Consider the following 18035-nt stretch of genomic DNA (forward strand, 5'->3'; position numbering starts at 1 on the left):
TTTGTATCAATAATTCAAATAACCTATTTACAAGTTACATTATGTATCGTAAAGTAGAACAGGAAAGATTTGTATCTGGGAGGGTGAGAAATGAAAAAGTTAGTTTACGGATTGGCTATGATGCTGGCTTTGTTCCTGCTTCCGCTTGCGGCTTCCGCAGCCTCTGGAACGCAGTTACAAGTCAACGACAAGGCAATCGGACTGTCGGCAGAACCGCAAATTTCCGGCGATACGGCTTATGTAGATTTGGCACCGGTTCTTGGCAGTCTCGGCTACACTGTGCAGCAAAGCGTGTACGGTACAGGCTGGACTGTGTCCAAAGACGGTTCCAAAATCGAGCTGGTGTCCGGCTCAAGCTCTTTTGTAGTGAATGGGGAAAGTGTAAAAGCTGGGGCCCCAGTTATTCAAGGTGAGAACAAGCTTAACCTGCAAGCCTTCGCGGACCTGACAGGACGCAAGCTGAAGGTGGACGGGGAAAAAGGACTTATTTCATTAAACGATACGCTACAAACGAGTGTGCTGGAAACCCTTTACACGGGTACCCTGACGAGTTCCGCACAAGCTCCAAAAGCGCTGACCCAAGGTAACCAAGGCTATACGGGTTACATCAAGATCTTTTACCCGAACGGCAAAGTGTTCTACGACGGATATATGGTGAACAGCAAGTTCGAGGGCAAAGGAAAGTATTACGACTCGAACGGTGTGCTCCGCTATGACGGAAACTGGAAAGATAACAAATTCCACGGACAAGGCAAATCGTATTATGCCGATAAGCATCTGGAGTACGACGGTATGTGGAAAGCGGGTCTGAAGCAGGGATACGGCACCTACTACTGGGCGTGGGAACCTTGCGGCGAACCGCCGGGCAGCATTACGGGTTATAACAAGTATGTCGGTTTCTTCGATAAAGACGAGTTCGATGGCGTCGGCAAAATCGACTGGGCTGACGGAAGCAAGTTCGAAGGCTTTTTCTCCAAAGGTCAAATTAAATGTGCCGGAGTTTTCTACTGGACGGACGGCTGGAAATATGTCGGTATGTACAAAGACGGCAAGCGTGACGGCTTCGGAACGGAATACAACGAGAAGGGAACCGTCATCTATGAGGGCGGATTCCGCCAAAACTTGGCTGAAGGCTACGGACGTCTGTACGATGCCAAAGGAAACCTTTTGTTCGAAGGTGAATTCGTAAACGGACATCCGAAGGGGGAAGCTACAGCGCGCACGCTGACGGGCTTCCAAGCCCAGTCCAACCAAAAATCTTCGGAAGCTCAGCTGCAAATGCATACGCAAAACCAAATGGAAGCAACTTTCCAATAAGGGGTTAAAAGAAAATAACCGGCTTCTCGCGATGAGATGCCGGTTATTTGTTTTTTTGCGGGGAGCGGGACGTCTAGTCCAGGAACCGCCGGTGCAGCTCCGGCGTGGGGACCATGCACGCGTCCCGCTGCCCGAACCAGCGGTAGCGGTTGCGCGCGATCCAGCGGTACACCGCATCGCGGATAGGCTTCGGCACCGCTACGAAGCTGTACAGCAGCGGCCACGGGTGCCGCAGCCGGCGCAGCACACGCAGTCCGGCGGACGACTGCGTGTAGACGCGGCCTCCTTCGATGAGCACGAAGGAATCGAAGGAGGCCGCAGGCAGGCCGTGCCGGGCAAGCAGCCGCTGCCCGGCTTCCGACTGCAGCGCCGCGAACCGGACTTGTCCGGCCGGGTCGCGGCGCACGGTGAACCGGACGGCGGCATTGCACAGGTTGCAGACGCCGTCGAACAAGACCACAGGCCCGGAGATGGCTTCCGGGCCGCGAAGTGGAGCCTTCATAGGGATCACCCGCCCGTCCTAGTGAGTAGTGAGTATACGTCAAGTATATCACAGGGAAGCGGGGGGAGGCGGAGATGAAGGCGGCTTTAGGTTGAGGGCAATGGCCCGCCGAAACGCTGAAAGAGGCACTGTGGCTTGCCTTGCAGCCCATACGGCGCCGTTTGCTTTGCGAAAGCCGCTAGTGGTGCTCGATAGTTTTTGAAAGAGGAAACGGGAGAAGGTTAGCTCGGGTTATAATCCAAATATTTTCCTGTTTATTTTATGTAAATGGAGGAGAATTCTATATATTTTTTGCGCGGGAACCGATATAGTTCATGATTGTGGAAGAAACGCTGGGCTGCGGCTTTAAAGGAAACGTCGCTTCCAAAGCGCGTGTCTGTGCGAGGGCAGACCGGTTGGTCTGACAGCGGCAAACTGTCAGCCGCCAAACTGCGAACTGGGAACCGCGAACTGTTTCAGGCAGTCGCGTCTCGCCATTATGTTAATGGCCCGGCATAAAAACCGGGTCCCGCCGGGGACCCGGTCTTATCCGCCTACCTGCGCGAGGACTGTTTACGGCGCTTGGTTGTTTTGCCTTTGCGCTTGGTCTGCGTGGATTTTCTTTTCTTTTTGCGTTTGGCTGCGGGTACGGTATTGGCGCGCTTGGTGGCGGCCTTGGCTCCGAAGCCGCTGAACATCAACTTGAACATGGGGGCAAACTGCTGGACGGAGCCGACGAATTTCTGCACTTTGCCCATGGTCCCGATGACGCCTTCAATTCCGCCCATGCGGTCAATGAAGCCTTTGATCTGATTGATGTTCATGCCGCCTAAAAGGCCGCCGGCTCCTCCTCCTGAACCCCCGGCTGCGGCGGCCGGTGCGGCGGAATTAACGGGTACGGGCAGATTTTGGCCGAATTCGGAAAATCCCGAGCCGCCCTGAGGGAAGCCTCCGCCTCCGGGGAACCCGCCGCCTGCAAAGCCGCCTCCAGGGAACCCGCCCCCTGGAAACCCGCTGTCAGAAAAACCCCCACCGGGAAATCCGCCGCCCTGGAAAGGAACTCCGCTCTGTCCTCCCGCCGAACCCGGCGAGAATAAGCTTCTGGTATGCACCTCCGGCTGCTGGCCGTGTGTCGGATAACGATAGCTCACTTGAATTCACGATCCTTTGCAAAGGATTTACTGCTACATCCTATGTGCTAGGCGAACGTTTGGACTGGACGCATGTCACGGGTGCGGGGAAAATGTCACACGAGCCGGAGAGCCAAATGTACACTACCAGGAGAAGGTCGCGATTTAGAGCGGTAACGCTTAAAAATTTTACTGTTTTGCAATTGTAAAGGAAGGAGATTATAATAAACCTGTCGAAATAGAAATTATTGTTCTACCGATTGTCCGGAAATACAAGATGAAATGGAATCTAGGGGTTGAAGATATGCAGTTGAAAAAACTAAATGATAAAGCGATTGACCAGCTTTTCGAGGCGATTCTTACATTGAACAGCCTGGAGGAATGCTATACATTTTTTGACGATCTTTGTACGGTGAACGAGATCCAGTCGCTGTCTCAGCGTCTGGAAGTGGCGCGGATGCTGCGCAAAGGCTGCACGTACAATCAGATCGAAGCCGAGACGGGCGCGAGCACGGCGACGATTTCGCGCGTAAAACGGTGCCTGAATTACGGAAACGACGGCTACGTGCTGACGCTGGATCGTCTGAACCGCTAGAGGGGCAGAGATGGGCGATGCCTGTTTTTCGCTCTCCAGCCGGCGGTTTGCCGACTGGAAAATTTTGTACGTAAATGAGTTCAGTGAACGGCACCGGACCGGTACGGCCGTCAGGCATACGGACAGCAGTTTTTGGGGATTGTCCACTGGTAGTGTACAAGTGATCGCTCATGTGAAACATTTTTTAGATGAAAAACGATCATTCGATGCGATACCGACAACAACAGATGTCCGGCCGTCGCCCAGGTAACGTCAATCGGAAGCCGCAGGGTTGAACGGTCGCCATGCAGAGAACCGCTCCGGAAGGCATCTCCTTTTTAATGGTAGTATTCGTATGCTTGGAACGACCGTTCCTTACAACAGCAGACCGCGAATGACCTAAAATCCCCCTCTTTACACCCGTAAATGGGGATTTTTCCTGTTTATTGACATAAGGGGCCAGTTTAGATAGCATGAAAGCAGGATGAACGGAAGCGGAGTGAAAGCCATGCGTACGTATGGGATTTTGGTGATCAGCCACGGCTCGCGGAGCCGGGAATGGGTGCAGCTGGTGGATGAAGCCGTAGCGGGGATGCGTGTCCCGGACGGCGTTCCGGTGTTCGGTTCGTTCCTGGAGCTTGTGGACGGACGGCTGATTCAAGACGGGATTACCTGTTTAGAAAATCGTGGTGTGACCGATCTGATCGTTATCCCGCTTTTTGTATCTAAAGGAAGCACGCATCTCGACGAGATCGCGTATGCGTTGGGCCTGAAGCCCGAGCCGCTTCTGCCGACGGACCTGGAACCGTTCGAGATCAAAGCGAGCGTGCATATGACGCCGCCTATGGATGAGGACGCCGAGCTGCTGGCGGAGATGGTGTATGAGAAAATCCGCAGCCTGTCGGAGGACCCGGAGCGGGAGATCGTGCTGCTTGTGGGGCACGGCAGCGTCGAGCAGTTGTTTCATCTGGCGTGGCGCGGAAGTCTGGAGCGGATATCTCAAGCTTTGAAAAAGACCGGCGGGTTCGGAACGACGGACGTGGCGATGCTGCTGCCGGATCAGACGAAGCGGAAGCTGGAATGGTGGCAGGAGCGGAAGCCCGGGCATGCGGTCATCATTGCGCCGCTTTTTTTAAGCGAGGGCTATTTTACGAGAGAAGTGATCCCTTCCAGGCTGGAAGGGTTTGACTACCGATATAACGGGCAATCTATACTGCCGAGTCCGAAGGTCAGCGAGTGGCTGGAGCGGCAGGTTGCCTCTTTTTTTAACCGGGACCATTATGAGCAAAAAGGTGATAAAGAGAAATGGCCAAACGTGCTAGATTGATCTATAACCCGACTTCGGGGCGGGAAGAAATGCGTAAGCGCCTCCCGGAAGTGCTGCAGCGTCTGGAGAGGGGCGGTTATGAAACGTCCACCCATGCGACGATCGGCGAGGGAGACGCGATGCTGGCGGCCTCGCAGGCCGTGGACCGCGGGTTCGACCTTATCATTGCGGCGGGCGGAGACGGGACGCTGTACGAAGTGGTGAACGGGATGGGCGAGAAGCCGAACCGGCCTCCGGTGGGTATTTTGCCGCTCGGAACGACGAACGACTTTGCCCGGGCTTTGAACATTCCGCGCGACTGGGAAGACGCCGTGGATCTCATCGTCCGCGGGTATACGAGACCGATCGATGTCGGTAAAGTGAACCAGAAGTATTTTATCAATATTGCGGGCGGGGGCTCCATGACGGAGCTGACGTACGAAGTGCCCAGCAAGCTCAAAACCATGATCGGGCAGCTTGCCTACTATGTAAAAGGACTCGAAATGCTGCCGCGCCTGCGGCCGATTCACATGCATTTGAAGTCCGCTGAAATGGAAATGAACGAGGAAGTTATGCTGTTCCTCATTACGAATAGCAATTCCGTCGGGGGCTTTGAAAAGCTGGCCGTCGACGCGAGCCTGAACGACGGGCTTTTCGACGTCATCGTGCTCAAAAAGTGCAACCTGCCGGAGTTTATCAAAATCGCCACCATGGCGCTCAAAGGCGACCACACCAACGATCCGAACGTTGTCTATTTTCAGACGAGCAAGCTCGAAATTTCGTCCCCGGACTACGTGCAGATCAACCTGGACGGCGAGCTCGGCGGCACCCTGCCGGCGGTTTTCACCAACTTGCAATCGCATATCGAGATCATTGTAGACGAATCCGGTCTATCGACATATAAACATCAACGCAGATTAGGGAGTTAAATGATATGAGTAAAAATAAACGGCGGGGCGGCGCGTCTGCGGGGAAGCCGCAGGGCGTGGTGTCGTCGGGGCAGAACCGTGGTGGGATGTCGGCGGGTAGGCGGCAAGGTGAGGCTTCGCGCGATCAAAACCCTGGTGAATTCGAACGACAAGGCGCAGCATCGCTGGGACTGAACCGGGGCGGGACGTTGGCGGGCAAGCCACATGGTGGAGCTCCCTCAGGTCAAAACCGTGGCGGAGCACCTGTGGGCAAGAGGCAGGGCGAGGCATTGTCAGGTCAAAACCGTGGTGGTACATCCATGGGAAAAATGCACGGCGGTCCGGGTGAGCGCCGTGGCACGCTCCGAGGTGAGAACGCCGCTAAAGCAGGCTTTACGGCTGACGGACGGAGCGAAGTGAATAGAACGCACACTGGGCAGGGCCGTGGAGGCGCTGCTCAGCGGGCGTTTGGCGGGCATGGCGAGGCAGGCCGTGTGAAGCCTTACGGCGAAGTGACGGCGCATGGCGAGGGCTCTGGCAGCCGTGGGAGCGGCGGCAGAGCCCGGGCAGAGCGGACACCGGCACCTCAAGCCGGGAGTAAACGTTCCGCCGCGCTGTCTGGTTTGCCTGTGGAGAAGAACGGTGAGTATACCGCCGAGATTATCGGTATCGGGCATGACGGAGAAGGCGTAGGCCGCGTCGAAGGCTTCACCCTCTTTGTTCCCGGTGCCCTGCCGGGTGAGCGGGTGCGTCTCAAGGTGCTCAAGCTCAAAAAGCAGTACGGCTACGCCAAACTGCTTGAAGTGCTGGAATCAAGTCCGGACCGTGTCGGCGCGCCATGCCCGATCTATGACAAGTGCGGCGGCTGCCAGCTCCAGCATTTGGACTATGCGGCCCAACTGAAGGTGAAGCGCCAGCTCGTCGTGGACAACCTGGAGCGGATCGGGAAGCTTAAGGTGGCTAAAGAAACGGCTGCCGAGACTGCAAATGCTGTCGGAGATGCCGCTGTATTAAGAGCTGGGTTGGTTGGCGGCAATACTACTTCAACGAGTGAGATTTTTAACCCGGCAGATGAAGAAATCACTGTTCCCGAAGATAAAGTGATCAACGACGAAGCGTTCGGATCAAAAGACGACGCAGACGATACTATAAGCGGAAGCGGGCTCCAACCGTTGATGGATACGGAGTTTGTGGACGCCACCGATTTGCTGGAAGATGAGAGTGATCTAGCGGGTGACTTGCGGGGGCAGGATCAAACAATCACTACAACCTCTGGGGATAACACCGTTGAGGGTAACATCCCTAGGGGTATCACTGCTCTAGGAACAAGTGCCGCAACAGGAACAAGCCCCATTGATGATGTCCGGGAAGATATCGGTGAAAGTACTCTTGCAACGGGTGTGAAAAGAACAAGCCTACGCCGCGGAGAATTGGCGAATTCGCTGAAGCAAGAGATCGCGCGTGCCTCCGAGGCGGACGGCATCGTCGTGTATCCGACCATCGGCATGAGCGATCCGTGGAGATACCGGAACAAAGCTCAGGTTCCTTTTGGCGAGGAGCAGGGTGGGCTCGTCGGTGGTTTTTACGCGCAGGGCAGTCACCGGATTATCGACATGGAAGCCTGTCTGATCCAGCATGCGAATAACGACGAAGTCATCGCCAAGGTCAAGGAAATCGGCCGCGGGCTGGGCATTCGCGCTTATCGAGAAGAAACACACGAAGGATTGCTTCGGCATGTCGTCGTAAAAGTCGGCTTCCGCACGGGCGAGATCATGGTCGTGCTCGTTACAAACGGCAAAGAGATTCCGCATGCGCAGGAATGGATCGAGCAGATTCGCACCGCGATACCGGGTGTGGCAAGCATTTGCCAGAACGTTAACACCGGACGGACCAACGTCATCTTCGGACCGACGACGCGCGTTCTCTGGGGCCGGGAAGTCATCTACGATTACATTGGCGACGTTAAGTTTGCCATCTCGGCCCGCTCGTTCTTCCAGGTCAACCCGGTCCAAACCGAGGCGCTTTATGGTAAAGCGCTCGAATACGCCGGGCTGACCGGCGGTGAAACCGTGGTCGATGCGTATTGCGGCATCGGCACCATCTCGCTCTTCTTGGCGAAGCACGCCAAGAAGGTGTACGGCGTCGAGATCGTGCCGGAGGCGATCGAAGACGCGAAGCGCAACGCGGAGCTGAACGGCATCCGCAACACGGAATTCGCCGTGGGTGGAGCGGAGGACGTCCTCCCCGAATGGCAACGCGCGGGCGTCCATCCCGACGTGATCGTCGTCGATCCGCCCCGCAAGGGCTGCGACGAGCGGCTGCTCGACACGATCCTCCAGCTCCGTCCGGAGCGGGTCGTCTACGTGTCGTGCAACGCCTCGACCCTCGCGCGCGATTTGCGCGTGCTCGAGGACGGCGGGTATCGCACCGTCTGCGTTCAGCCGGTGGATATGTTTCCGCATACGGTGCACGTTGAATCAGTGGCTTTGTTGGTGAGGAATGGTACAGATCGCTGTGATTGCAGTGGTGGAGCGGGTTTGGGGACTAGTACAGATGAAATGAAAATGTGAAACAGAGGCTTAAAAATAGTAGAGTTGACTGATTGTTGACGAAATAAATTAATAGGGAGATCCCTGATTCTTGAATCGAGTTCAATTATTAGGACAGAGTTCGGCTCCCTCGCTGCCATACTGAAAACCCGCTCTGTGAGCGGGTTTTCGCCTTTTATATGGCCTTTGATGTAGACATCTTGTAGACAAGGCAACGAGGGTCTTCATAAATCAATAATGATTTGTAGACATCTTGTCTACAGGACTCAAAGAATTCTATTGACCGCCAGTTCATTTTTGACTTTAGACTATGATATGATTGTATACATAATATGCCTAAACGAAAGGGAGGGAGTGTAGGCTGAATGATTTTTCTTTTTAGGCTTCTCCTTACCTTTAATGCTACTTCATTGATTATCGTAGTCTATTTAGTGAAAGAGCACTATCTAATTGGAGAATTTATTCCATCGTTTTCTTTCGCTTATTCTGAAATAATTTCTTATATTGTCTATGCAGGAATACCTCTGTTTCTGACGTCTCTAAGCTTAAAATTGTCAAAGTATTTAGACAGCGATAGTATAGAGTCCGATGGGCATTCTCCTATTAATGAGATTGAGCAAGCCAATAATGCTTTTTTACCGAGTTATCTAGGATATTTCTTTGTTGCTTTAAGTGTGTCTGATTTCACTACGTTGGGCTTCATATATTTTGTTCTATTTGTATTTACATTCTTGTCGCAAGCACTGTATTTCAATCCTCTTTATTTAGTTTTCGGCTATCAGTTTTATAATATAACTACTGAAACAAACGTGAAAATATTTATCATCAGTAAACGGGTTATAAAGAATCCTTCTAATTTAGAGTTTGTCAAATTAAAACGCATTAATAATTTTACATTTATCGACCAGGAGGTGTGAGCTATGAATTACTTAATTGCGAAAATTAAAGGAGCAAGAGGCCAATACTTTAAGGTTTTATCAGATGCAGATGATGTATACTCACTACCTGAGAATTTAGAGAATCGTGTAGCGTACGATCCTGCTTATAAACTTGAAGAAGATGAATGGTTCATAATTGATAACTTCTCAGACACTGAGTTTTTTATAGAATTTCTGAGGAATAGATTCCACTCCACGGACTATAGCCAAATTCCAACGTCTGACTATAGTAAAATTGAATACCTGTGTGCATATCAAGACAACCAGTATTTCTTTCAGAAGATTTCTGATAGCCTTTTGATCCAAAAAAAGTATGTCTCTTTTTCACAGACTCCTGTTTTTGTCCAGAACGAACCTATAATTATCGTTAATAAAGTTCCTGATGCGATATATGACAAAAACTCAGATATACTTTTTTTCAGGAAATTAAGTACTATATCAAGTATTTTTCGTGGAATTGCTTCCTTGTACAAGGAAGCGACGCAGTCAGAGACCGAACAGTTCCTACAGAATAATTTTATTCAACTTGAAGATGGTTATGAAGCAAACAAGGTGAAGACTGCAAACAGAAAGCGTATCGCTTTAGCAATGGATACCCTGTCCACTTATTCTGATGAAGATCGTCAGAGTATATTTTCATATATCAAGGGATACTGTGAAGATTTGCAGTATGATGAAAGCAACTCTCATTTCAAGCTAAAATCAGAAGATGATCTAAAAAAACTGCTCTATGGTATAGAGCAGCGGTACTACACAACAGTGCTCGGTGGAGAAAAGAGACTTGCAAACTCGGTACTAGTGCTAAGCTAGACTAGGCTGGCATTGACTTTTTAATGCTGAAAGGCTTACTTCACGGAGGGCTTCCCCATTCCACGCTACTCCTTCCGCTTTGTGACTGAGGAATATTTCTTGTAACACCTGATTAAATAATTCTGAAGCCCAGTTAGGGACTTTTCTTAGTCTTGAAAGTCGACCAAAACGAATAGTGGTAATGCGTAACCAAACCTTTGACACAATCGCCGCTTCTTGACTCACTTTCCATGAAGAATTCAGAGCTTACGGTCGGCAAGAGATGTTCTTATCGACCAATTAAGAGCATCACTATAAATCGAGCTTGTATCGTGAGTTTATGAACCAAAACTGCACATTGAAAACCATCCCCTCCTACGGTAAAATCACCAACTTTACCTTGGGAGGGGATTTCCTTTGATACTTGAAAATTGTCCGGAATGGATGAAGCCAGCATTGGATGAACGCTTCAATAATTTAGCCAGAACTGCAGCTAAAAGGAGGAGCTCGAAGCGTTTCTCGGACAGCAGTCGTAAATTGAGCAAACACTAAGACAGGAACTTACTGCTAAGCAATTCAAATCATAATGGAGTGGGAAGATATTTTGAATTATCGTAATGGAATTGAGAAGGAATGGATGAATCTTGGTTTTAAAGATGGTGTTCATTGCACTCGAGCTATTCTATTCACTTGATATTTCAAAAGCAGACAGAGCCGATCATTTAGGCAAAAGCCTATTTTGTAATCCACTCCGTTTTATTTTTACCATGATTTTTATATTTTTTTATTCTAATGCTTTTGGTCAACCAAGTTAAGGGGGCTTACACCTAAAGTGGATGGAGACGAGTTTACCTAAGTTCTACGTGAGATGGTGTATAATGGGGAATGAATATAATTTTTATACTTGGCACATCACATCAGTTGCTAGCTGGAATGAACAGTAGAGATACTCCTAATGTAAGGACGGCGGGATAATATGTTTTTTGTTGAGATTAACCCCTACAGTATCGGGAATATAAGCATTCTATCAAGGAATTTAAGTGATAATCAGATGGAACAGTATTATCAAAGGTGGATAAAGCATTATAATCGGGTATTTAAGGAAGAGGATAGTTTCCAAATTGTTGAATGGAGGATTAGAGAGTGGAAAGCAATAAAAGAAATGTACGCATCTTCAATTTTATTTTGTGAAGCTCAAAAATCATATAAATATAATTGTGAAGCGTCATTCTTCTTTTCATTATATTATAGTCTCTTTCATGCTCAATTATCTTGTTTATGTTTTGATTCGAGTATTTCTCTTGATGAGTTAAACAAAATTACTCATCAGAAATTAGGGGGCATATTTGAAAATAATTTCAGTTCAGGTAAGAACTCAATTTCCCAATCCAAGATACCAGAAAATTTTGTTGCCCTAAGAAAGCTCCGAGAATATTATTCGTATACATTACCCTTAAACTCTTTTGGATTCAATAATGAATTAATAGAGTTGATAAAAAACCAGTTAACGGAATGCTTTCAAATAACTTGCATTCATTCGTTATTTTTCGAGAGAGCATTTTCTAAACATGGGGAATTATTAAAAATCGACAACGTTGATTTAATGGAACACATGGATGTAAAATTTCGAGAAACACTCACAAGGCCGTTAGTGGGACAGGATAATATTGAACCCGCCGATAGAAATGTATTAATGGAAATATTCCAATATGGAATTGGTTTTCAATACATACCTCTTCAACTTGATCACACATTTGATGAATTACGAACATATTCTAGATTTGATACTAGTGAGGAAGATGCTTTGGCAGAATCAGAGATATATAGCTTTATTTTTCAAAGTATTATGTAAAAAGGCGATTTGTAGGTGAAAAAAAACAAAGTAACATGAAATAATAAATAGGGGACACTGCTCTGATTCCTGTCCACTTTTTTATTAGACAACCGTAGACGAAAGCCATAGAACTTGATAATAAACGATAGGATTTAATGGGATGAAATAAGAAATTGTCCTCGAACAAAGCGTTACACAACGGGACATCTAGGGACATGGCAACTAAGAGATAGGTACGCTTGTTCGATTCCCCGCAGCTCCACCATGAAAAGCCCAACCTCATGTGGTCGGGCTTTTGTTTTATCCGAAAATGTAGACCTACAAGGGATTTGCAGGAGAGGGATTCGTTGAATTTTTGTAGACAAGATGTTTACAACTAAGTCGAAACCAGTCACGACACATGTAGAGAGTGTGGCATTGTTGGTACATAATAGAAATGTGAGTTTAATTGTAGATATTCAACTCCTTGTGCAGATCGTACATCATCTTCCCAAGCGGCTTTGTTCTCATAGTTTCTTTTGTGATTTCGGGACCAAAGACCATTTTTTTGATTTCCAGATCAGTCAGACCGACTCGACCCAGCATAGTTTGAAGCTCATCCTTCTGCGTTGCGTTGTACATCTGTTGCTTCTCGATTAATGCCAGTACTTCATCGCCATGTATTTGATAAGCTTCGGGAATCCTCATTCCTTGCATATTGTTTGCTAGATTCCCTTTGGCGTCGATAATTATCTCCACTTCGTTTAGAGCGTTCCTTCGATAGGAGAATGTTAAGTCTTCAGCCCAGTTAATGGAGCTGTCAAATGGGGAAGCAAAAGTCAGTGATTTGCTGCTCTTAACTCTATTACAGTTGCCACAAACGGGAATGAGGTTGTAGAGGCAGACGGAGAACAAAGGGAGGGTTGATCTGTTGAAAAAATGATCTAGTTGTGCCCCCGAAACTTTCTCCGCTCTACAGTTAATGTAATCTCTGTTGCAATAAGGGCAGACGGTAAGACCGGCTTTCCGGACTATTCTTACACGCAACGATGCACCGTCTACAACGGAACCTGCAAGCTTCGTGTAGGAGTCATGGATCGTTTTATACATCCCTCTCATGGGAGGGGTTTTTCTATTTGAATTGCGAAAACACTCCTGATTCATGATCCTGATTGTCTTGCTGGCGATATACGCTTGCGCCGCTATCAATTTTTCTAAGGGAGCAAGAATTAAGGACTGAAATTCGTCCTGGCTGCCTGTGAAAAAGTCGGGTGGCATGTATTTTTTACAACTATCCACGATCTTCCTTCGAACAGAAGCTTTTATTTTTTTTTCAACTGCTTTCCAATATTCGTTTTTAAACGTATCCGAATAAATTTCTAGTTGAATCATTTTCTCTCGCCCTCGCTTAACCGCTTAATCTTGCGATCAAGATCAGCGCGTTGTCGTAACAATGATTCTAATTCAGAGTGTTGTTCCAACTTAGATGTGCTAAGTGTGTCCAGCAGTTTTTCCCTATAGACAGGCTCGCCAATTTTACTAATCAAGAGTCGTATCCTTTTCGAGTAGTCCTCTGGTGCTATAGGCTCATCAAAATAAAGGCTTAACTCTTCACCGATAAGGCCTGCCTTGTCTTCTTCAAAACAAAGCCAATTAATAATCCTTTCAATTAGTTCTCGACTATATTCCCCTATCGTATAAGACATAAAGAAATTGTGTTTGAGCAGTTTATGTATATTTTGTCCAAAGGTTTGATCAAATTTCTGCTCTTCCCTCGAAAGGTAAGTGATGTCCTCACTGAGAATATCTGAAATAATAAATGGCGAATTCGTCGTTATCACGACTTGAATTTGGGATTCTATGCTGGTATCGTGTACGAAGTCTATGAGCGTAGTGACAAACTTTCGCTGCCACTCAGGATGGTAATAGAGTTCTCCTTCGTCGATGAATAGAAGCGCTGTCTCCCACTCTTGCAGCACCTCATCCTGGCTAAAGATGTTCGTTCCGATGAGTGGCCCCAAACGCTCAGCATATTTCCGATGGCCTTCCAGAAACCAGTATAACTTTGCTAGGAAAGAAAACTTGGCGTATTGTCCCGAAGAGAAGTGTTTCAGTTTGGCATCAGGCGCTGTGAAGAACGGTTCGAGAGATGCGAGCTTCTTATCTAAATTTGCTGCCGTAAGCCCGACCTCTTCCAGACCGAGTAAATCACTTTTTATTGTGAATACCTTGTCTTCCGGCATATCGAAATACTTTTGCAGCGCTCCCTGTGGTAAACAGGCCAAAAATGTCAGTTGATAGCACAAGTCTCTATTGATTGACTGTAGAGGGCTATCCCAATCTGCTACCTCCATGTCTTTGCGCTTTTGTATAAAACTCGAAGCTTCCGAATAATCGGCTTGTCCAAAACGGCTAAGGGATAGGGCTAATTTTTCTTTGTCGCTTTTGTCCCTGTGTGCTATGGCTCCATCCGAAAAGAGGTCATTTTGATAAACGCTAAGCATATTCGAGAAATAAACGACTTTACCCAATTTATTGACACTCGTATAGGATTCGCTGCCAAAAGGTTCTGCTCCCGAAGCAGTTGCATCTCTAATATTTGTCAAATAATGGGGCTGGTCGCCTATATGAAATACGACAAAAAACTCACTGCCGCTGTCTAGTATGTCATAGGCTTCATAATCGGTTTCGCTGACATATCCCTGGTGACAACTAATTTGTTGTTCACCGATCAAGTGGAGGAGCCTGAAAAATGTACCTCTTAAAAAATCCACCGTGCTTGTTTTCCCTGTCCCATTTTTACCGACTATACAAGAGAAAGAATAAATCTGTTTTCCATAAAAATGTGAGATGTCGCGTGATTCTGACACGGAATCAAGTTCATTTGTGATTTTGTTATAGGTGAATCGGTGATCGAAGTCGACCAATTGCTTATGCAATCCTCTATATCGATGAAGGAAAAGGAGCGAAAATGTCAGACGATGATGACGAGAGTCAACTTGCGCGTCGTGGTCTCCATAAATAAATTCTAACAACTTCTGATTAGCATCCTTGGAGAGATATCGATCTAACATCCAATCATTGTAGAAAGACTCAAAATGGATTTCAGTACGCGGTCTATCGAAATAACTTACCGAAATCTGTTTTTGGGCAATATCAAGACGCATATAAATGATTGCTTTTCCATCTACTACAAATTGCTGGTCTATAGAACACTGATGCGTCCAGTAGGCGTAGGTACTGTTTAGATCATTGTTAACAATAAGTCCAATGTTACCTGCCTTCAGAGTTTGTTCCGAATAGAGATAATTTCGACTAAGGTGCCCTTGATTTCCGTATTTTTCGTAAAGGTCGCCGTTCATGGCATTAGCAAGAACCAGACTGTCTAGGTAACTGAATTTGTATATCTGTTTCTCTTCTTCTGAAATAGAAGCATTGTCAATGATCGTAAAAACCTGATGACGATAGACTTTTTCATTGATTATCCTGTATAACTCATATTTCTGCAGTAATTGATCAATAACCTCTATAGGTAAACGACCAATGTACTCCTTGATTAGTTCAATGCCTCTGAACGCAAACCCGGAATCGCTCGATGTCCCCGCGTTGGAGACATGTCTGAATAAGGCGTGTACGATATCATCTTTGTTTTTGAGTAAACTATCATCCGTGGGGTAAAACTTGCAGAGCAACTCAATGGCCTCCTGATTGTCGTAAAAACTTCCGTAAAAATTCTTATAGAATTCTACAAGGCCGGAGTAAAGCAGGTTTTCAATATGGGGATCATTTAAAATGGAAATACCCTCCACGGATTTGTTTCCAAGAACACTGTAGAAGCCATAAGCAATATGCCGCTGGTTCAGTAAAGTTTGATACCCTTCATATCCTTTAAGCTCGTTATGGTTTGTAACCATGGAGGAGATAAGCTGCTTGGCGAAATGCCTTACATTATTCTCGTAAGTATCTGTGACGAAATTCTTGCGATTCTCTGCTTCTATAGCCTTTTCTTCCTGAGCAAATGCATCGTTGAGTATGGATAAGAGTTGTTCTATTTCCATTGCATCAATGTTTTTGAATAACGTACGCCCTTTAGGTACATCGTCTTTAAAATTGTTAATCGTATTTTTAATATCTGATAACCATTGGGCTGCCAATGCGAATCACTCCTTAAGGGTAATTTCATCCATTCCACCGAAGCTTTTTGTATTCCAATAGTATATCAAAATTTGTCATTGTGAATATAAGAAGTTCGGAAAAACAACATAACTCGCACAGCAAAAACTACAGTTTGAACTACGTCTGATTCGAGGTAGCCCTGTCGAATTATTCTGCTTTGTTATAATTCAACCAAAGAAGATCAAATTTCGAACCCGACAGGAGGGCAATATGACGGGCGGAAAGTACGGAAGCGACAGACAGAGAACGTACCTCAACTCGTTTATAGATTTAGAAAAAGGGTGTAGTTAGTTTTTTACGATTGATATTGCCAAATCGACGAAAAGGCCTGAGTGAAGAAGCATTGCGAGAAAATGCCACTTACTTTGTCCCTCCGGCAGTAAGCGGCTCGAATGGCTTGAAAAATGCATAGGGAAGTTGCAAAGGGTAAGATTTATTGTTCTTGTTCTTATTTTATTGTTCTTGTTCTTATTGCAGGAAAAAGACGAGGGAAATGGGGTTTCCTAAGTCTGAGCTAGTCAAAGTGGAATGTGTTGATGACATGGTTAAGTGATATTGATATTCAATCAGCTTGTTGAAAAGAATTAGATGTCTTATAATTGAATAAACGGGTGCCAGACCGTTATAAGTGAAAAAAATTGTGGGCTAGCTCACGGAGATGGTGCAATGTTTCGGTGGAGAAGAAAGCGAGCCCAACGTAAGGCGGTCAACCTTTTTGACGGTGGGTGATCGCTTTTTTCTTTTGTTTTTTGCAACAACTATTTTAGAGGCGTTTAAGTGTCCTAGATCCTTTCTATACTGCCATGGATATTAAAATAGGCCGCGCTGGAATATCCAGCACAGCCTCATCTATCCATTCCTCTTTTCTTTCTTAGGTGGTACCAGTGAATCCAGTTTATTCGCTGCATCCCTGTCGGCTGATTGTAAGGCATGACCATAGACATTCATTGTGGTAGAAATATTGGAATGACCCAAGCGTTCCGATATGAGTTTGGCATGTACACCTTTGTTGATCAATAAGGTAGCACTCGTATGGCGAAGATCGTGGAACCTAATGTATTTTAATCCATGCTTTTTGAGAAATTCTCGAAACCATAGATAAGGTGTCTCAGGGTAATAGGCCATTCCTTCATCGTTAGAAAAGACAAAGAAATGGTCGCCACCTTTCCAAGCATCACCTAGTGCCAGGCGTTTTTTTCGCGCTTCTAAATAATATTCTTTGAGGTGTTCGACTACAGTGTCCGGTAAGCTTACCTTGCGTTTTGACTTATGCGTTTTTGGTTCAGATATGATCCGTTGGCCGTTAATTGAATGGGAAATGCTTTGCTTAACTTCAATGATGCCCTTATCAAGGTCGACATGCTTCCATTCCAAGCCTACCAGTTCACCACGGCGAAGTGCCGTAGTAATTGCGAGTATAATCATAATGCGCCATTTCATGGGTTCTTTCTCTAAAAGCTCAAATAATAAAGCAACTTCATCTTCATCGTATACTTCTATCTCTTTTCGTTTGACCTTGGGCTTTTTAATATCTGCAGCGGGATTGTTCTTGATAAGCTTCCACTCCGCCGCTCGGGATAGAATATTATTAAGAATCCGATGAATATATTGTATGGTGCCCGAAGAAAGCTTCCCATTCTTGCCGTCCTGCCGGCTTCCCTCTTTGCCGAGGTCAGAGATAAAATTAACGATATGGAACGGTTGAATTTTATCTAATCGCATATGGCCGAAAACCGGAAGAATGCGATTCTTTATAAACCGCAAATAGATATCCAATGTCTTAATCCCCAGCTCAGATTCGGCATATTTTTCTTTCCATTCCTCAACAAAGGCTGCAAAGGTCATTTTCTCGGGTGCGATGTAATGACCTGTTTCCACTTCTGTTTCGAATTCAGCCAGTAGCTTCCTTGCTTCTCGGATTCCCGATGCTTTTATTGTTTTCGTGACTCTTCGTCTTGAACCATCAGCATTAGTCCCAAGCTCCACATATAGAACCCAGGAGTCTTTGCCGCGTTTTTGTAAACTTGCCATGAAAACACCTCCTACTATGAATG

The 18035-nt window shown here is 46.7% G+C and carries 13 protein-coding genes; 8 read left to right on the top strand and 5 right to left on the bottom strand.

The window, feature by feature from the left end; all coding sequences use genetic code 11:
- Positions 1 to 90 precede the first annotated feature (90 nt).
- The gene (locus tag ACI48J_RS03475) at positions 91 to 1317 is read left to right on the top strand and encodes a stalk domain-containing protein (RefSeq protein WP_405081676.1); all 1227 of its coding nucleotides are present in this window, start codon (positions 91 to 93) and stop codon (positions 1315 to 1317) included.
- A gap of 73 nt (positions 1318 to 1390) precedes the next feature.
- On the opposite strand, the gene ACI48J_RS03480 is transcribed toward ACI48J_RS03475, so the two are convergent.
- Together ACI48J_RS03480 and ACI48J_RS03485 are read right to left on the bottom strand one after the other, a co-directional pair.
- Positions 1391 to 1819 (bottom strand): thiol-disulfide oxidoreductase DCC family protein, encoded by a 429-nt coding sequence (locus ACI48J_RS03480; RefSeq protein WP_405081678.1) that lies wholly within the window; start codon positions 1817 to 1819, stop codon positions 1391 to 1393.
- Between the two features lie 533 nt (positions 1820 to 2352).
- A complete protein-coding gene (locus ACI48J_RS03485; RefSeq protein ID WP_405081680.1) occupies positions 2353 to 2949 on the bottom strand; it encodes an aminotransferase in 597 nt (198 codons plus the stop codon).
- A 283-nt stretch (positions 2950 to 3232) separates the two neighbouring features.
- Between ACI48J_RS03485 and ACI48J_RS03490 the strand changes: the two genes are divergently transcribed.
- From ACI48J_RS03490 to ACI48J_RS03520, 7 genes are all read left to right on the top strand, one after another.
- Complete coding sequence (locus tag ACI48J_RS03490; protein ID WP_009675256.1) at positions 3233 to 3523, top strand: YerC/YecD family TrpR-related protein; 291 nt, start codon at positions 3233 to 3235, stop codon at positions 3521 to 3523.
- Between the two features lie 487 nt (positions 3524 to 4010).
- Positions 4011 to 4829, top strand: a complete 819-nt coding sequence (locus ACI48J_RS03495) for a sirohydrochlorin chelatase (RefSeq protein WP_405081681.1) — start codon at positions 4011 to 4013, stop codon at positions 4827 to 4829.
- The gene (locus ACI48J_RS03500) at positions 4808 to 5737 is read left to right on the top strand and encodes a diacylglycerol kinase (RefSeq protein ID WP_405081683.1); all 930 of its coding nucleotides are present in this window, start codon (positions 4808 to 4810) and stop codon (positions 5735 to 5737) included. Before ACI48J_RS03495 ends, ACI48J_RS03500 begins: the two co-directional genes overlap by 22 nt.
- A 5-nt stretch (positions 5738 to 5742) precedes the next feature.
- Positions 5743 to 8286, top strand: coding sequence for a 23S rRNA (uracil(1939)-C(5))-methyltransferase RlmD (gene rlmD, locus ACI48J_RS03505; RefSeq protein ID WP_405081684.1), 2544 nt, complete (start codon positions 5743 to 5745; stop codon positions 8284 to 8286).
- Between the two features lie 344 nt (positions 8287 to 8630).
- Positions 8631 to 9182 (top strand): hypothetical protein, encoded by a 552-nt coding sequence (locus ACI48J_RS03510; RefSeq protein ID WP_405081685.1) that lies wholly within the window; start codon positions 8631 to 8633, stop codon positions 9180 to 9182.
- A gap of 3 nt (positions 9183 to 9185) precedes the next feature.
- Positions 9186 to 10013 carry an ATP F0F1 synthase synthase gene (locus tag ACI48J_RS03515; protein ID WP_405081687.1) on the top strand — a complete coding sequence of 276 codons (828 nt, stop codon included), beginning with the start codon at positions 9186 to 9188 and terminating at the stop codon, positions 10011 to 10013.
- A gap of 955 nt (positions 10014 to 10968) precedes the next feature.
- Complete coding sequence (locus tag ACI48J_RS03520; RefSeq protein WP_405081689.1) at positions 10969 to 11844, top strand: hypothetical protein; 876 nt, start codon at positions 10969 to 10971, stop codon at positions 11842 to 11844.
- Between the two features lie 426 nt (positions 11845 to 12270).
- On the opposite strand, the gene ACI48J_RS03525 is transcribed toward ACI48J_RS03520, so the two are convergent.
- The 3 genes from ACI48J_RS03525 to ACI48J_RS03535 all read right to left on the bottom strand — a co-directional run bounded on the left by ACI48J_RS03525 (position 12271) and on the right by ACI48J_RS03535 (position 18012).
- On the bottom strand, positions 12271 to 13197 hold the full coding sequence (locus ACI48J_RS03525) for a hypothetical protein (RefSeq protein ID WP_405081690.1): 927 nt from the start codon (positions 13195 to 13197) through the stop codon (positions 12271 to 12273).
- A complete protein-coding gene (locus ACI48J_RS03530) occupies positions 13194 to 15959 on the bottom strand; it encodes a hypothetical protein (protein WP_405081691.1) in 2766 nt (921 codons plus the stop codon). The genes ACI48J_RS03525 and ACI48J_RS03530 overlap by 4 nt, the downstream gene beginning before the upstream one ends.
- A gap of 871 nt (positions 15960 to 16830) precedes the next feature.
- Positions 16831 to 18012 (bottom strand): tyrosine-type recombinase/integrase, encoded by a 1182-nt coding sequence (locus ACI48J_RS03535; protein ID WP_405081692.1) that lies wholly within the window; start codon positions 18010 to 18012, stop codon positions 16831 to 16833.
- Positions 18013 to 18035 lie beyond the last annotated feature (23 nt).

It is taken from the genome of Paenibacillus chitinolyticus (assembly GCF_045038035.1).
GTDB classification, from domain to species: Bacteria; Bacillota; Bacilli; order Paenibacillales; family NBRC-103111; genus Paenibacillus_F; species Paenibacillus_F chitinolyticus_A.

What these genes read in the sequence shown, in the direction of transcription:
- ACI48J_RS03475 (WP_405081676.1), top strand. Translation starts at nt 91, where the DNA reads ATGAAAAAGTTAGTTTACGGATTGGCTATGATGCTGGCTTTGTTCCTG.
- ACI48J_RS03480 (WP_405081678.1), bottom strand. Translation starts at nt 1,819, where the DNA reads ATGAAGGCTCCACTTCGCGGCCCGGAAGCCATCTCCGGGCCTGTGGTC.
- ACI48J_RS03490 (WP_009675256.1), top strand. Translation starts at nt 3,233, where the DNA reads ATGCAGTTGAAAAAACTAAATGATAAAGCGATTGACCAGCTTTTCGAG.
- ACI48J_RS03495 (WP_405081681.1), top strand. Translation starts at nt 4,011, where the DNA reads ATGCGTACGTATGGGATTTTGGTGATCAGCCACGGCTCGCGGAGCCGG.
- ACI48J_RS03500 (WP_405081683.1), top strand. Translation starts at nt 4,808, where the DNA reads ATGGCCAAACGTGCTAGATTGATCTATAACCCGACTTCGGGGCGGGAA.
- rlmD (WP_405081684.1), top strand. Translation starts at nt 5,743, where the DNA reads ATGAGTAAAAATAAACGGCGGGGCGGCGCGTCTGCGGGGAAGCCGCAG.
- ACI48J_RS03510 (WP_405081685.1), top strand. Translation starts at nt 8,631, where the DNA reads ATGATTTTTCTTTTTAGGCTTCTCCTTACCTTTAATGCTACTTCATTG.
- ACI48J_RS03515 (WP_405081687.1), top strand. Translation starts at nt 9,186, where the DNA reads ATGAATTACTTAATTGCGAAAATTAAAGGAGCAAGAGGCCAATACTTT.
- ACI48J_RS03520 (WP_405081689.1), top strand. Translation starts at nt 10,969, where the DNA reads ATGTTTTTTGTTGAGATTAACCCCTACAGTATCGGGAATATAAGCATT.
- ACI48J_RS03525 (WP_405081690.1), bottom strand. Translation starts at nt 13,197, where the DNA reads ATGATTCAACTAGAAATTTATTCGGATACGTTTAAAAACGAATATTGG.
- ACI48J_RS03535 (WP_405081692.1), bottom strand. Translation starts at nt 18,012, where the DNA reads ATGGCAAGTTTACAAAAACGCGGCAAAGACTCCTGGGTTCTATATGTG.